Here is a 14,253-nt window from a genome sequence, read left to right as displayed (position 1 = left end):
CCGGGCTCCCCCAGGGGCCTCCGGGACCTGGCCTTACTGCTTTCCGGGGGCTGTTTCCGGGCTCCGTTCCACACACGTGCCCCGCCAGGGAGGCGGCGATCTGCCACCCGCCAGAGCGCGACCCCCGGGAGTGACGGTGGCGGCCGCAGGCCCGAAAGCCCTCCCGTGGCCCGGCGCCGCCCTATCTGGCGCGACCGGCCACCGATGGCCCCCTCACCTCGGCGAAGAGGGATCGCGGCGCCGCCGGGAGCTCCCTCGCATTCCCCTTGGCCCCTCCAAGGCGCCTTCCGGCCACACCGAAGGTCTTGCTGTGCTTGCAAATGCACGTGCATAATCGCATGCACGCAGTCTCTCGCGGTCGTTCGAAGGAGGCGGTGCACCCTCTCATGACCTCTCAGGACCCCTTGGAACCGTCGTCCGATCGGCTCACCCGGGCGGACGGCGACACGCTCGATCATTCTGTGGGCCCCGGTGCCCGCCTCTCCGGTCCCGATCCCTCTCGCGGCTTCCTGCCGCCAGGGGACGGGGAGGAGCTTTCGTGGCGCTCGGCACGGTGCCCCGGCCCACGGCATCCTGTCCGCCACACCTCTGACGTGAGGAACAGTTCCTCCAACACCGTCGCGAAGACCCTGATCCAAGCCGGGGCGGCCCGCGACATCTTCGTCGGTGCGCATCCGCCCCCGCCCCGCGACGGCGATCAGGAGGCCGAAGCCGCACTAGCAGCGGCCGTGCCCGTCGCACGGGCCGATCCTCGGCGGCTGGGCGTCCACCCCGCCCCCGCCGGCCCCGACGGCTCCCGTATCTCCCCCTACGTACGCCGCGACCGCGACGGTGAGATCGAGCAGGCGGTGGTCGCGGCCAAGGCCACAGGCGGCGTCGTGCTGATGGTGGGCGATTCCGCCGCAGGCAAGTCCCGCTCACTGCTGCACGCCCTGGCCTCGAACATGCCCCACCGCCACCTCGTGGCCCCGCCGCCGGGCACGGCGCTGGACACTCTGGCCCAACGGCTCACCTCGCCGCCGTACCTGTTCGACTCCGGCGTCGTGGTGTGGCTCGACGACGTCGACCGCTTCCTGGAAGACGAGGCGGCCCACCTCACCGAGACCACCCTGAGCCTGCTCACGCGCCGACGCACCGTCGTGGCCATGACACTGCGCACCGAATACCTCGACACCCACCGCCTCCCCTTCTCAGCGCAGGCCCACGCGGCGCCGAGGCCCAGGCGCACGGTCGACCTGCTCAGGCGCCTCGACCCAATCGTGCTGGAGCGGACGTGGTCGGCCGAGGAGACCGAGCGCGCCGCCGAGCACGGAGACGCCCGCCTGCGCGGCGCCGCGCATACCGCCCGCCACGGCGTCCACGGTGTGGCCGAGCACCTGGCGGCAGGCCCCCTCCTGCTCCAGGTCTGGCGTGATGCGAACCGGTGCACCGGCAGCGGCGGCCACCCGCGCGGCCGTGCGGTGGTCGCCGCCGCGATCGACCTGACCCGCACCGGCCTGGCCTCCGGCGTCTCCGCCGACCTGCTCAGGCGTACGCACGGCGCCTACCTCCAGGACGCCGCGGCCCTGCGCCCTGAGGGCTTCGACGAGGCCCTCTCCTGGGCTCAGCAGGTCAGGCTCGGGGCGAGCGGACTGCTCGTCCCGGCCGACGTGGACGGCGGCCTCTGGCACCCGTTCGACTACCTCGTCGAGTCCGCTCAAGGCCCCGTCCTCGACGAGGCTCCTATGGCGGCCTGTGAACGCCGCCCTCACCCGTGCGATGACGGCAGATCACTGCGAGCGGCCGGGGCAGCCCGTAGCGGACATCGCCGTCGGTAGCCGAGTCCGTGGTGGCACGCCGTGGGAGGGCCCGGAAGGGCTCTCAGGCGTCGGCTCGCATGTGCTTCTTCGCCCATTCCTCGAAACCGGTGAGACGGATGCCGAGATCCCTCGCATACTGCGGGCGGGCCGGCTGGCCGACCGCGTTCAACCACGCGTGCGAGGCCCCCATCGGGGGCATACCGGCGGCCTCGGCCTCCTCCATGGTCATGTCGGGCGCGGACAGAGCCGTGCCCAGCGCGCGCGAGAGGACGGCGGCGATCTCCGTCATCGACAGGTAGTCGCTCGCAAGCTCCAACTCGACCCGGTCGAAGCGCTCTGGATCGGTGATGGCCGCGGCCGCCGCCGCTCCGATGTCGTCCACGGCGGTCAGCGAGAGCCGCGTCTCCGGCCGCAGGACGGACACGAGGCCGCCGTCGACGCCGCGCGGGAACAGGTACGCCATGGACGGCAGGAAGTTGTCCATGAAGAAGCCTGGCTTGAGGAGCGTCCACCGGGCGAAACCCGCCTCCCGGAGCCGGTCCTGGATCGCGGTCTTGGCGCCCAGGGCGGGCTCCATGAAAGACCAGCGGCCTTCGGCCCACCCCGGCACGGAGGTGTGCCGACCGGCGCCGCTGACGGAGGTGTGCACGAACTGCGGCACTCCGGCGGCCTTCGCCCCCTCGATGAGGTTGGTCCCTTGGGCGACCTCCCCCTCGAAGTCGACGCCCTCCGCGTCCATGGCGGGCATCTGCACCGAGAAGACCGCACGGGCGCCTTCGGCGGCGCGGACCACGGAGGCACGGTCGTGCAGGTCGCCGGTGACCAGTTCGGAACCGAGCGCCTCGACGGCCTTGGCCCCCGCCGAAGCCGGGTCGCGCACCAGGGCGCGGACGGGCACACCCGCCGCGCGGAGGGCACGTGCGGTGGCGCCGCCTTGCCTACCGGTCGCGCCGGTGACCAGGACGGGGGCGGAGTCTGTGGACATGGCTCTCCTCGAAACTCGAAGCTAAACGGCGGGGCCCGCCGTTTCATGTGGAGTACGATATGGCGGGCCCCGCCGTTTAGCAACCATGGAGGTGACGCCATGCCCGAGCGGCAGCGCTCGGACGCCCGGCGCAACTACGCGCGCATCCTCGCCGTGGCCGAGGACGAGGTGGCCGCCCAAGGCGCCGACGCCTCCCTGGAGGCGATCGCCCGCACCGCGGGGGTCGGTTCGGCCACGGTGCGCCGCCACTTCCCCACCCGCCGCGCGCTGCTGGAAGCGGTCTCCCGGAGCCGCGTCGATGCGCTGGCCGACCGCGCCCGCGAACTGGCCGAGGAGAAAGACAGTCGGGACGCGCTCCTGGAGTGGCTGGGCGAGGTCGTCGCCTACTGCGTCTCCGCACGGGGCCTGGCGGCCGCGTTGGCCTACGACGGCGTCGAAGCCGCACCGGGGCATGAGGACACCTGTTCGGCGCTCCTTGAGGAGGCCGCCGGCCCCCTGCTCCACCGCGCAGTTCAGGACGGCGCGGTGGCAGCGGGCACCACCGTCGCCGACCTGATCACACTGATCGTCGGCATCACCCTCGCCACGGCGAACCACCCCGATCCGGCGGGAGCGGCGGACCGCCTCTTCCGCATGTCCGTGACCGGCCTGAGTCCGTCGGTCTGACCGGCGAACCGGGCGCTCCCCTGACGCGCCCCGCTGCGGTAGGCGTGGTCACCGTCCGCCCCTCGTACGGACGAGGCCCACGCGCAGAGAATCACGCACAAAGGAGGCCAGGCCTCCTGATGATTCCGGGGCCTGGCCTTTCTGGATTCCGGAGCTGTTCCGAGGGCGCGTGCCCTGTGTGCCCGGCCGTCGTTCCCCGCGGCCTTCGTGCCTAGAACACCTCGCGCACGAGCCTCTGGTAGGCCTCCTGGCCCTTTGCGCTCATGGTCAGGTCGGGGTCGTCCACGTAGTTCACCGCCGCTGTCAGGGTCGTGCTCCCGTCGGGCGTGCTGGTCATCATCGCCGCATAGCCCGGCACGCCGCCGTTGTGGTTGATGACCGTCGTGCCGTTCTCCGTCTTCTGCACGAACACCCCCAGGCCGTAGTCCATCGACGGAATCCCCGTGGACACCGGCGTGCACATCTCGGCCACCAGTCCAGGCGGCAGGAGACGGCCGTCCAACAGCGCTGCGACGAACACGGCCGTGTCCTCGGTCGTCGAGATCATGTCGCCGCCGGTGCACAGCCAGGAAGGGTTCTGGCGGGTGATGTCCACCGTCTCCTGCACGCCGTCCTTCTCGTAGCGGAAGTAGCCGTGCGCGTGCGGCGCGGGGATGTCCGGCGAGTCCTCCGGCAGGATCGTGCCCTTCAGTCCGAGCGGCCCCAGGACCTGGCGCTGCATCTCCTCAGGGAACGAACGACCGGTGACGCTCTCGACCAGCAGCCGGGCCAGCACATAGTTGGTGTTGGAGTAGCTCCACTTCGCCCCCGGCTCGAACCGCGCCGGCTTGGACAGCGCCAGCCGCACCAGGTCCTCGGGGCGGCGGCTTTCCAGTCGGCCGTCCAACCACTCCCGGGTCGTCGCACCGTACGGGGTGGTGACCCCCGGGATCAGCGTCCCGTCGTCCTCGAATTCTCCGGTGAAGTTGAAGACCCCGCTGGTGTGCTGCAGCAGCATGCGCACCGTGATCCGCTCGTCCAACGCGAACCCGGGCAGGTGCTCCGCGACCGGGGCGTCCAGCCCGATGACGCCCTCGGCCACCGTCCGCAGCACCAGTGCGGCGGCGAAGGTCTTGGTGGTGCTGCCGATCCGCGCGTACCCGTCCGTCGGCGGCGCGGCGGTCCCGTCGAGTTCGGCCTTCCCTGCGCTGCCGCCCCACTCGCCGCGCTGGTCGCGCACGCGCAGCGACACCCCGAGGAAGCCGAGTCCGACGATCTCCTCGATCGCCCTCTGCAGCTCCGGGCGGTCCTGGCCGACGGCCTCCGCTCCGGCGGCGCCGCTCTGTGGAACGTCCTCGTGCTGGTCGGAAAGGGGGGTGGTCATCGTGGTCCGCTCCTTCGGTCTCCCCGTGTGCGGTCGGCGCCCTGCCGCCGCTACGAGAAGCCTCCGGCCTGACCTAAGGTCAACCTCAATGGTGACCTGCGTCATGCACTCCTGGCCGTGCGACGGAGAATCAGCGAGGGAACACGGCCTCCCCGGAAGGAATCCACACCGGTGACGAACGAACCCGTGAAGGGCGGCCCCAGGAGGGGCCGACCCACGACGGACCGAGCCGCGCCGGACGGGCTCACGATCGGCCAGGCGGCCTCCTTCGCCGAAGTGACGGTCAAGGCCGTCCGGCACTACCACCGGATCGGCCTGCTCGATGAACCCCCGCGCGACGGCTCCGGCTACCGCCGGTACGGCGCGACCGAGGTCCTGCGGCTGGTCCGCATCCGCACGCTGGCCGCCGCCGGGGTGCCGCTGGCCGAGATCGGCCCCATGCTGGAATACGCCCCCGAGCGCTTCACCGAGGCCCTGGCCGACGTGGAGGCGCGCCTGGACGAGAGGATCGAAGAGCTGACCGCCCGGCGCGCCATGCTGCGCCGCCTGGCCGACGGCGACCTGGCCCTGCTCCCCGACCGCGCCGCCGTCCTCCTCGAACGGGGGCGCGCCGCCGGGCTCCCCCCGGAGGAGCTGGCGGCCACCCGGGAGGGCATGGTCCTGGCCAGGGCCCTGGACCCCGACGCCTTCGACGACTACCTCGGCAACCTCGAAGAGGCCCTCGGCGATCCGCAGGTCATCGCCTTGCACAGGCGCGCGCAGGAGGCCCTCGCCTGGGAGCCGGACGATCCCCGCCTGGAAGAGGTCGCCACCGCCATGGCCGAGTACGTCCTGGCCCGGCCCGCGATGCGCAAGGTCGTCACCAGCTTCCAGAAGGCCCGCACCGCCCCCACAGATCGGTACCGCCTCATCAGCCGTTTCGGCAACCAGACGCCGACCGGGGCCCACCTGCTCGACCTCATCGAGGCCCGGCTCCGCTCCGGGGGCGTGTTCATCCCGTGAAGGCCGCCGATTCCAGAAAGGTCGGCGGGGCGCGGTACCCGTAGTACGCCCTTTCCCCTCCCCTGGCAGGAGCCCGATGTCCGACTCCCACGCGCCCCACGGGTTCGAGAGCGCGCTCGAATCCCTGGTCGACGGCGACGGTCCCGCCACGGCTTGCGAACACGTCCTCGCGGCCGACGACTTCCCCGAAACGGTGCGGCTCCTGCCGCGCCTTCCGGTGGACGTCCGCCGCCGCATGGCCCACGCCGGCGTGGAGATGTACGAGGCCGCCGGGACGGACGAGCGGCGGTCCCGCCTCCTCGCCGTGCACGCCGGGTTGCTCGCCAACCAGGTGGACCTGCTGGAGTCCGACGGGTTCGAGGCACAGGTCCTGGCCTCCATGCATCTCGGGGACACGGCCGAGGACGACCGGAAGGACGCGCTGCGGAGGGCCCTCGCGTCACCTGACCCCTCGTGGACCGCCGAGCGCCTGCGCACCTTCTCCGCCGAGCACCGGCGACGGCTCACCGACGTCGCGAAACGGCTGCTGGACCGGACCGGCGACCCGGACGAGCGGGAGCGGCTCCACGCCCTGCACGCCTCGCTCTCCTCGGCCCCCCTGGAGTACTTCGGGTTCGACGACCTCCAGCCCATGCTCACGGCCGCCGTCGCCCACGGCGGCGCGGCAGGGGCGGCCGCCGCCGTCGAAACGGTGCTCGCGGACAAGGACTTCTCCGACACCGTCGACCGGGTGCGCACCCTGCCCGATGAGGTCCGCGGCGCGCTCGTGGACGCCTGCGCCGACCTCTACGACCCTGCCGCCCCGGAGGGACGACGCGGCAGGATCGTCCACATGCACGCCGCGCTCAGCCTCTCGCTGGACCGGCCCGACGAGCGGCTGGCGGCCGCGCGCCAGGACGCCCTGCGGTTCGATCCGAACGGCCTGGTCCGCACGCTGAAGGCGGTCGAGACGGCGTGGGCGGAGCTGGCCTCCGGCCGGAACATCCCGGACGCGCTCGGCGCCGAAATGCGCCGCGCGTACTTCTCCCCCCACCCCTTCAGGGCGAAGGACCTGCGGAAGGTGGTGCGGCTGCTCGCCGACCGCGGCCCCGTCCTCAACGCGGGCCACGCGTGGACCGACCGGGCCCTGGACGAGCTCGCCGACCTGCCGCCTTCGTGGACCAAGGCGGTCCGGCACGCGGCCACCGCCACCAAGCCCAGGCCCGGCGCCGCCTGGCAGGAGTCGGGGCGGTCGCTGCTCTCCGGCATCGACGCCGAGGAGTTCGGAGAACGCGTCCTGTCCTGGCTCTCCCTGGTGGGTGACCCGCACACCCTGGCCCACCCGGACGCTTACAACACCAACGCCGCACGCGGCCTGGTCTGGCTGGTCGCCATGCTCCCCGAGCACGCGGAATCCGCGCGCGGCCTGGGCACCGTCCTGGTCGAGGCGCTTCGGACGCCCCCGGCGGGAGGGCCGAACTCGCCGGGACTCGCCAACACCTGCGCACGCGCGCTCTGCGCTTTGAAGAGCGACGCGGCCACCGCGGAACTGGCCCGGCTCACGGCCCACGTCTCCTACACGCCCACCCTCAAGATCCTTGAGGCCGAGGTGACGGCGCGAGCGTAAGGCGGAGCGGGGCGGCCTCGGCAGGGGTGGGCGGAGCCCATCAAGGCGGCGGCGACGGGACGGGCGGGCCTGTGCGAACCTGGCCTCCGCGTTCGCACGGGCGCGTGATCGAACGGCCGGTGCGACGCGGGCGCCAGGTTCCCGTCCGTTGGAGAGCGGCAAATGAGTTCGGCCGTAGTGCTGGTCATCGTCATCGTCGGGACACTGCTCGTCTTCGCCGCCGTGGGCCTGCTGATCTTCTTCGTCCTACGGGCGAACCGGGCCCACCGACTTCCTGAAGCGCGGCAGGTCCGCCCCGCGATCGAACAATTCGGATGGACCTTCGCCGAGCAGGACGACGCGTTCATCGAGCTGTACAACCGCCAGTTCGACCGGCCCGAACTGCGCGAACCGTTGTGGGGCACCCCCAGGGCCACGGCGGCGCACGACGTCGTCTCCGGCGTCCACCGGGGCAGGCGTTTCGTCGCCGCCACCTTCGATGTGACCCACCAAGGGGGCCGCCGGCGGGAGCGGGCCGTCTGGGTCGCGACCCCCACACGCCACCCGGTCCTGAACATCAGCCGCCTCCCGCAGCTCCAGAACTCGGCCAACCAGGCCATCGGGCGGGGCGGGACGACGATCGGCCACCCGGAATTCGACGGCCGGTTCGAGGTGACGGGCGTGGACGGCGGCGACTTCGCGCGCGCCATCCTGCAACCGGACGCCGTGCGCTTCCTGCTGACCGATCCGCGCACGCCCCGCGTGGTCTTCTTCCGCGGGGAGTTCCTCGACGCGGCCGACCCGGTCAACGACCATCGGGACCCCCAGGAGCTGCTGCCGGCCCTCGACTTCCGGTGCGACCTGCTGGACCGCATGCCGAACTGGAGGTGAGGCGCACGGCCGGGCCCCACTACATGACGAGGTCGGGCCGCACCGCGCGGAGCGCTTGGACGACCTTCGACCGCCTCCGGTTGCCCGGCGCGATCGCGACACGGACCGGAAGCGCCCCCGGCGCGGCCCCGACCCAGCTCGGGACCATGACGCCGCGGAGGTCCGCGTCCAGCAGCAGGCTGACCTTGGCGACCCTCCTGCGGCGGTCCCCACGGTGGTCGGACCGGCCGACGTAGTCATCGCGCTCGGTGACCGAGCGGACCACGCCCCACGGGATCCGCACGGTCCGGTCCGGGGACCACAGCTTGCCCTCCTGGATCAGCGCGATACCGATGCCGTCGACCGCCACCCCCTGGCGGGTGAGCACCCGCGGGGCCACCCACACCATCCACACCGCGACGACCGCCGACGCCACGAGGAACACGGCGCCGCCGGTGATCTCGCTCGCACCGATGTAGGGCTTGCCCGCCTCCTCGACCATGCGGAAGGCGATGGCGGCACCCGCGGCGACCGAGACCGTCGTCGCCGCGATCCACGCGGGCATCCGGCGCCAGCGCAGGTTCACCCATCGGGCCTCGACGGACGCGCCGGGGACGGGGTCACCGGGGTCGTGCAGGCCGCCGACAATGCGATCACGGGGGGACATGGGCGCAGTCAATCACAGACCGCCCGGATCACGCCCTGCCTGCTTCACACCCCGCCCGCGTCACGCAGGCTCGGATGCCCGCAGTCGGGGCAGGGCCGCCAGGACGAACACGGCTCCGGCCAGCAGGACCGACCCGCCGATCCGGAACGCGAGGGCGTAGCCGCCCGCCAGGGCGTCCGGACCCGCCCCGGGCGAGGCGTACGCCGCCGCGACCGTGGACAGGGCCGCCAGACCCAGGGCACCGCCCACCGTGCGCGACGTGTTGACGAGCCCCGACACCAGCCCCGCGTCGGACGGGTCCGCAGCGGCCGTGGCCGACGAGGTCAGCGGTGTGGCGGCCAGCCCGGACCCGAAGGCCATCAGGATGCCGGGCCCCAGGACCGTGGCCGCGTACCCGCCCCCGGCGGGGATCCCCCCTCCGGCCCACAGGAACCCGGCGCCGCTCACCGCGACCCCGGCCATCGCCACGTACTTGCCGTCGACCGCCCGCATCGCCCACGGCGCGATCTTCGACCCCAGGATGATGCTGACGGTCTGCGCGAGGAAGCCCAGCCCCGTCTCCAAAGGGCTCATGCGCAGCACGTTCTGCATGTACAGGGACATGAAGTACCACATCGACATCATCGCGGCCCCGCACACGAACATCGCCGTATTCGCCGCCGCGACCGGGCGCGCAGCGAGCAGCCGCAGCGGCACCAGCGGCGCCGCCGTCCGCGCCTCCACCAGGATGAACGCGCCGATCAGCACGATCCCGCCGAACAGCGGCGCGAGGGACCACGGGGACGCCCACCCCTGGGACTCGGTCTGCACCACCCCGTAGACGAGCGTCACCAGCCCGAGGGTGACCAGGAGGGCGCCCGGCGCGTCGAGCCGCGCGGGGGCGCCCTCGCGGTCGCGCCGCTCGGCGACCCACAGCACGGCGGCGAGCAGGGCCAGCGCCCCGATGGGCACGTTGATGAGCAGCACCCAGCGCCAGGACAGCAGTTCGGTCAGCGCGCCGCCGATGATCCCCCCGGCCGCGCCGCCCCCGGCGCCGACGGCGGTCCATGTGGCGATGGCCCGGGTCCGCGCGGGTCCCGGCGGGAAGGAGGTGGTGAGGATGGTGAGCGTCGCGGGGGCGAGCACGGCGGCCCCGATCCCCTGTACCGCGCGCGCTCCGAGCAGGTGCCACGGCTCCTGGGCGAGCCCGCCGACGAGGCTGGCGGCGATGAAGGTGCCGAGGCCGAGCAGGAACATCCTCTTGCGCCCGAAGAGGTCGACGGCCCGGCCCCCGAGCAGCATGAGGCCGGCGAAGGCGATGGTGTAGAGGTTGACCACCCACTGCAGCCCGGTCTCGCTGAGCCCGAGGGCGGTCCGCATGGCCGGGAGGGCCACATTGACGACCGAGACGTCGAGGACGACCAGGAACTGCCCGGCGCACGCGATGAGCGCGACCACCCATAGGCGGGGCGCGGGTGGGCGGGGCGTCGGGGTCCGGTCGCGGGCACTGTCCTCGACGGGTGATGGGGCCACGGGACCTGCCGTTCGTCGTGAGGGGCGGCCTGCGCGGAGCGCAGCGTCGGTGTCCATCCTCGCTCCTCGTTCCTTCAGGGGGATCTTCGGGGCGTCTCCGAACGAACGCTAGGAGCTCGAGCACGCTTGAGGTCAAGGTGGGCCGCCCGGGGTCAGGGGGCGGTCGACGGCCGCGGCTCCGGGAGCACCCCGGGTGTCAGCACCCCGAGAAGCGCTCGTCACCGGACCAGCCGGTGTTCGCCCACTCCTCGGGGTCGGCGGGCGCGAACCCCGGGTAGGACCCCGCCAGCTCGTCCAGCACCCACCGGGTGAACCGGGCCGCACCCTGCGGGCAGGTGTGGATGCCGTCGGAGCTGCGGTCGGGCTCGCCCTCCCGGGTCCGCTGGAACTCCTCCCCCCACACCTCCTCCGCGTCGAGCAGCTCCACCCCGTCCGAGGACTCCGCGACCTCGCCCGCGACCTCCGCGGTGCGGTCCAGGTCCTCCATGTGCGGTGCGTAGAAGTCGTCCGGCTCGATCGGCGGCATGGTGACCAGGAACAGGTCGGAGCCGCTGTCGACCACCGTGTCCGCCAGCTTCGCGTAGCCTTCCCGCTGCTCCTCGCGGGTGCCCCAGTCGTAGGTGGTGATCTGGTAGACGACGGCGTCCGCCTCGGCGGAGGCGATCCGGTCGGGCAGCTCCTCCCAGTTCTTCTCGGAGAACGGCCCGACGACGTTGCCCCCGCCGTCGGAGGCGATCGACGTGAACTCCACGCCGCTCGCCCCGAACGCCTCGGCCATGGGAAGGGCCTGGCCCGCGGCCACCGAATCGCCGAGCAGGAGCACCGTGGACAGGGCCGGGCCGGACGACCCGCCGCCCCCTTCCGGCGCCCCGTCCCCGGAGGCGGCCGGGCCGCCGGAGCACCCGGCGGCGAGGACGAGCGGACCGGTCAGGCCTATGGCCAGGAGATTTCTGTTGATCATGCCTTCGACGGTGCACGCCCGACGTCCCGGCGCCTCCGCCGCCGTGTCGCAGTCGTGTCGCAGTCCCGCCGAAGCGGCCCGCCGTTGCGGGACCGGCGGCCGCCGACGGCGCATACTGAGGCCGATGGCGACGATTCTGCTGATCGAGGACGACCCCGGGGTGCGGCGCGGGCTGCAGCTCGCCCTGTCCAGGCACGGCCACGAGGTGCGCACCGCGGAGACCGGAGAGGACGGCCTCCGCGCGCTCGGCGCCGCCGCATGCGACCTGGTGGTGCTCGACCTGATGCTGCCGGGCATCAGCGGATTCGAGGTCTGCCGCCGGATCCGCGCCGCAGGCGGGGTGCCGGTGGTGATGCTGACCGCGCGCGGCGACGACTTCGACGTCGTCACCGGGCTGGAGGCGGGTGCCGACGACTACGTCGTCAAACCCGCGCAGCCCACCGTCCTGGACGCGCGCATCCGCGCGGTGCTGCGCCGCAGCGCCCCCTCGGACGGCGTGCGCGTCCACGGGGGCCTGCGCATCGACACCGAGGCCCTCACCGTCACGCTGCACGACGCCCCGGTGGCGCTGACCCCCACCGAGCTGCGGCTGCTGCTGACCCTGTCCCGCGCCCCCGGCCGGGTGTTCAGCAGGCGGCAGCTTCTGGAAGAGGTCTGGGAGCACGACTACCTGGGCGACTCCCGGCTGGTCGACAACTGCGTACAGCGGCTGCGCGCCAAGATCGAGGAACACCCGGCGGCGCCGGAGTACGTGCAGACGGTGCGCGGGTTCGGCTACCGGTTCGGGCCGCTGTGACCGGCGGCCTCCGCCGCGCGGGCGCCTGGGCGCACCGGCTGCGGCCGCGCGGCCTGCGCACCCGGCTCCTGGTGGCGTTCGTGCTGGTGACCGTGGTCGGTGCCGCGGCCGCGGCCTGGGCCGCCGCCGGGTCGGCCGGGACGGCGCTGGTGGACGGCGCGCAGGAGCGGCTCACCGGGACCGTCGCGGACCGGGTGGCCGCACTCGCCCCCGAGCTGGACTACCCGCCGGACGAGGAGGGGCTGGACCGGCTGCGCGCGGCCGTAGGGCCGAACACCCTGGTGACCTATGAGGACCTGCGGTCGGCCGACGCGGACGCCCCCGGGCCGGGCATCGGCCCGGTGCGGGACGCCGTGCGCGAGCGGGACCGGATCAGCGTCCGGAGGATCACCGACGACGGCGCGCCGAAGCTCCTCATCGGCATGCCGGTCATGCTGACGGATACCGACGGCGCGCGCACACCGTCCGGCATCGAGGTCTACACCGTGCGCGACCTCTCCGGCGTCGAGGGGCAGATCGACGTGCTCACCAGGTCGGCGGTCGCCGCCTCCGCGCTGGCGCTGCCGCTGGCCGTGCTGCTGGCCCTGCTGGCCGCGCGCGGGGTGCTGCGCCCGGTGCGCGACCTGCGCGACACGGCGCGCCGGCTCGCCGACGGCGACCTCGGTGCGCGGACGGTGCCGCAGGGCGCCGACGAGCTGGCGGCGCTGACCGCGACCGTCAACGAGATGGCCGCGTCGCTGCAGGAGTCGATGGCGCAGATGGAGCGGATGCGGGCCGACGCCCGCCGGTTCGCCTCCGACGTCTCCCACGAGCTGCGGACCCCGCTGAGCACGCTGACGGCGGTGGTGGACGTGCTGGCGTCGGCGGCCGACCGGATGGAGGCCGACGACCGCGAGTCCGTGGAGCTGGCGGTCACCGAGACCCGGAGGCTGGTGGCGCTCGTGGAGGAGCTGATGGAGGTCTCCCGGTTCGACGCCGGTTCCGCCGCCCTCCGGCTGGAGGAGGTCGACGCGGCCGAGGCCGTCCGGGACTGCCTGCGCGCGCGGGGGTGGACGGACCGGGTCGCCGTGGAGGCCGACGGGCCGGTGGGGCTGCTGGCCGACCGGCGCCGTCTGGACGTCATCGTGGCCAACCTGGTCGGCAACGCGCTGCGGCACGGTGCGCCGCCCGTGCGGGTGCGCGTGGCGGGCGACGGTGACGGGGGTGAGGGCACCGGCGGGGGCGAGGTGCGGATCGAGGTCGCCGACGAGGGGCCGGGGCTGCCCGAGGACGTGCTTCCACACGTGTTCGACCGCTTCTACAAAGGGGACGCGGCGCGGACCCGCACGCCCGGCAGCGGGCTCGGTCTGGCGATCGCGTTGGAGAACGCCCGTCTGCACGGCGGGGACCTCGTCGCGGAGAACACCGAAGGCGGGGCGCGGTTCGTGCTGCGGCTGCCAAGGGACCCCGGTGGTGACCGCGATGGCGGGCACGGTGTCGGCCACCCTGGCGGGCACGCCGACGGGCCCGGTCATGGGGAGGAGGAGCGATGAGGCCGTTCCTGGTCCGGGTGCTCGTGCCGCTGCTCGCCGTCCTGCTGTCGGCGGGCTGCGGCCTGCGCCCCACCGGTCCGGCCGACGGGGGCCGCGCCCCGACGGGCGTGGCGCCCGGCGTCACCCTGTACTTCATCGGCGGCGACGGCGAGCTGCAGCCGGATTTCCGGGACAGCGGCCGCCTGGGCACCGTGTCCGACGCGGTGTCGCTGCTGATCGCGGGGCCCGGGCCGACTTCAGGGCTGAGCACCGGGATCGCCGCCGTCTCCACGACACGGGTCGTCGTGACCACCGGGCCGGAGGTGCTCACGGTGCTGGTGCCGTTGGCGATGGACGAGGTCACCCCGCAGGGCATCGATCAGATCGTGTGCACCGCACTGGGCGTCCACGTGCAGAGCGGAGGGGCGGAGGACACCGAGGTGCGGGTCGGCTTCACCACGGGGGGACGGGAATCGGAGGAGCTCCGGACCTGCCCGCTGATCGGCTGACCTGCTTCGGTGCGCCCCGCCCGGGCG

The 14,253-nt window shown here is 73.3% G+C and carries 13 protein-coding genes; 8 read left to right on the top strand and 5 right to left on the bottom strand.

Annotated elements, in window-relative coordinates:
• Window positions 1-593: 593 nt before the first annotated feature.
• Window positions 594-1,817 carry a hypothetical protein gene (locus O4U47_RS02575; RefSeq protein ID WP_270675811.1) on the top strand — a complete coding sequence of 408 codons (1,224 nt, stop codon included), beginning with the start codon at window positions 594-596 and terminating at the stop codon, window positions 1,815-1,817.
• A gap of 43 nt (window positions 1,818-1,860) precedes the next feature.
• Here O4U47_RS02575 and O4U47_RS02570 read toward each other — a convergent pair whose 3' ends face one another.
• Window positions 1,861-2,784 carry an NmrA family NAD(P)-binding protein gene (locus tag O4U47_RS02570; protein ID WP_270675808.1) on the bottom strand — a complete coding sequence of 308 codons (924 nt, stop codon included), beginning with the start codon at window positions 2,782-2,784 and terminating at the stop codon, window positions 1,861-1,863.
• A gap of 99 nt (window positions 2,785-2,883) precedes the next feature.
• Between O4U47_RS02570 and O4U47_RS02565 the strand changes: the two genes are divergently transcribed.
• Complete coding sequence (locus tag O4U47_RS02565; RefSeq protein WP_270675806.1) at window positions 2,884-3,450, top strand: TetR/AcrR family transcriptional regulator; 567 nt, start codon at window positions 2,884-2,886, stop codon at window positions 3,448-3,450.
• A 211-nt stretch (window positions 3,451-3,661) separates the two neighbouring features.
• Here O4U47_RS02565 and O4U47_RS02560 read toward each other — a convergent pair whose 3' ends face one another.
• Window positions 3,662-4,813, bottom strand: a complete 1,152-nt coding sequence (locus O4U47_RS02560) for a serine hydrolase domain-containing protein (RefSeq protein ID WP_270675804.1) — start codon at window positions 4,811-4,813, stop codon at window positions 3,662-3,664.
• Between the two features lie 171 nt (window positions 4,814-4,984).
• Here O4U47_RS02560 and O4U47_RS02555 point away from each other — a divergent pair, with 171 nt between their 5' ends.
• The 3 genes from O4U47_RS02555 to O4U47_RS02545 all read left to right on the top strand — a co-directional run bounded on the left by O4U47_RS02555 (window position 4,985) and on the right by O4U47_RS02545 (window position 8,291).
• Window positions 4,985-5,815: a MerR family transcriptional regulator gene (locus O4U47_RS02555; protein ID WP_270675802.1), complete on the top strand. Its 831-nt coding sequence runs from the start codon at window positions 4,985-4,987 to the stop codon at window positions 5,813-5,815.
• A gap of 76 nt (window positions 5,816-5,891) precedes the next feature.
• Window positions 5,892-7,421: a hypothetical protein gene (locus O4U47_RS02550; protein ID WP_270675800.1), complete on the top strand. Its 1,530-nt coding sequence runs from the start codon at window positions 5,892-5,894 to the stop codon at window positions 7,419-7,421.
• A 162-nt stretch (window positions 7,422-7,583) separates the two neighbouring features.
• Complete coding sequence (locus tag O4U47_RS02545; protein ID WP_270675798.1) at window positions 7,584-8,291, top strand: hypothetical protein; 708 nt, start codon at window positions 7,584-7,586, stop codon at window positions 8,289-8,291.
• Window positions 8,292-8,310: 19 nt separating this feature from the next.
• Here O4U47_RS02545 and O4U47_RS02540 read toward each other — a convergent pair whose 3' ends face one another.
• The 3 genes from O4U47_RS02540 to O4U47_RS02530 form a co-directional block, all read right to left on the bottom strand.
• Window positions 8,311-8,937 carry a hypothetical protein gene (locus tag O4U47_RS02540; RefSeq protein ID WP_270675796.1) on the bottom strand — a complete coding sequence of 209 codons (627 nt, stop codon included), beginning with the start codon at window positions 8,935-8,937 and terminating at the stop codon, window positions 8,311-8,313.
• A gap of 60 nt (window positions 8,938-8,997) precedes the next feature.
• Entirely contained in the window at window positions 8,998-10,449 is a 1,452-nt protein-coding gene (locus O4U47_RS02535; protein WP_270675794.1) for an MFS transporter, read from the bottom strand.
• A 196-nt stretch (window positions 10,450-10,645) separates the two neighbouring features.
• A complete protein-coding gene (locus O4U47_RS02530) occupies window positions 10,646-11,410 on the bottom strand; it encodes an SGNH/GDSL hydrolase family protein (protein WP_270675792.1) in 765 nt (254 codons plus the stop codon).
• 124 nt (window positions 11,411-11,534) lie between these two features.
• Between O4U47_RS02530 and O4U47_RS02525 the strand changes: the two genes are divergently transcribed.
• Genes O4U47_RS02525 through O4U47_RS02515 form a run of 3 tightly spaced genes read left to right on the top strand, consistent with a single transcriptional unit; the run spans window position 11,535 to window position 14,226 of the window.
• Window positions 11,535-12,206: a response regulator transcription factor gene (locus O4U47_RS02525; protein WP_270675790.1), complete on the top strand. Its 672-nt coding sequence runs from the start codon at window positions 11,535-11,537 to the stop codon at window positions 12,204-12,206.
• Window positions 12,203-13,738 carry a sensor histidine kinase gene (locus tag O4U47_RS02520; protein ID WP_270675789.1) on the top strand — a complete coding sequence of 512 codons (1,536 nt, stop codon included), beginning with the start codon at window positions 12,203-12,205 and terminating at the stop codon, window positions 13,736-13,738. Before O4U47_RS02525 ends, O4U47_RS02520 begins: the two co-directional genes overlap by 4 nt.
• Window positions 13,735-14,226 carry a hypothetical protein gene (locus O4U47_RS02515; protein ID WP_270675787.1) on the top strand — a complete coding sequence of 164 codons (492 nt, stop codon included), beginning with the start codon at window positions 13,735-13,737 and terminating at the stop codon, window positions 14,224-14,226. The genes O4U47_RS02520 and O4U47_RS02515 overlap by 4 nt, the downstream gene beginning before the upstream one ends.
• Window positions 14,227-14,253 lie beyond the last annotated feature (27 nt).

The sequence above is a fragment of the Nocardiopsis suaedae genome, assembly GCF_027706745.1.
In the GTDB taxonomy this organism is placed as follows: Bacteria; Actinomycetota; Actinomycetes; order Streptosporangiales; family Streptosporangiaceae; genus Nocardiopsis_A; species Nocardiopsis_A suaedae.
Note: the sequence above shows the minus strand (reverse complement) of the source record. Positions and strands in the feature narration are given on the sequence as shown.

Bases quoted from the DNA above. Each gene is read 5' to 3' on its own strand.
- O4U47_RS02570 (WP_270675808.1), bottom strand. From the start codon at position 2,784: ATGTCCACAGACTCCGCCCCCGTCCTGGTCACCGGCGCGACCGGTAGG.
- O4U47_RS02565 (WP_270675806.1), top strand. From the start codon at position 2,884: ATGCCCGAGCGGCAGCGCTCGGACGCCCGGCGCAACTACGCGCGCATC.
- O4U47_RS02560 (WP_270675804.1), bottom strand. From the start codon at position 4,813: ATGACCACCCCCCTTTCCGACCAGCACGAGGACGTTCCACAGAGCGGC.
- O4U47_RS02550 (WP_270675800.1), top strand. From the start codon at position 5,892: ATGTCCGACTCCCACGCGCCCCACGGGTTCGAGAGCGCGCTCGAATCC.
- O4U47_RS02545 (WP_270675798.1), top strand. From the start codon at position 7,584: ATGAGTTCGGCCGTAGTGCTGGTCATCGTCATCGTCGGGACACTGCTC.
- O4U47_RS02540 (WP_270675796.1), bottom strand. From the start codon at position 8,937: ATGTCCCCCCGTGATCGCATTGTCGGCGGCCTGCACGACCCCGGTGAC.
- O4U47_RS02530 (WP_270675792.1), bottom strand. From the start codon at position 11,410: ATGATCAACAGAAATCTCCTGGCCATAGGCCTGACCGGTCCGCTCGTC.
- O4U47_RS02525 (WP_270675790.1), top strand. From the start codon at position 11,535: ATGGCGACGATTCTGCTGATCGAGGACGACCCCGGGGTGCGGCGCGGG.
- O4U47_RS02515 (WP_270675787.1), top strand. From the start codon at position 13,735: ATGAGGCCGTTCCTGGTCCGGGTGCTCGTGCCGCTGCTCGCCGTCCTG.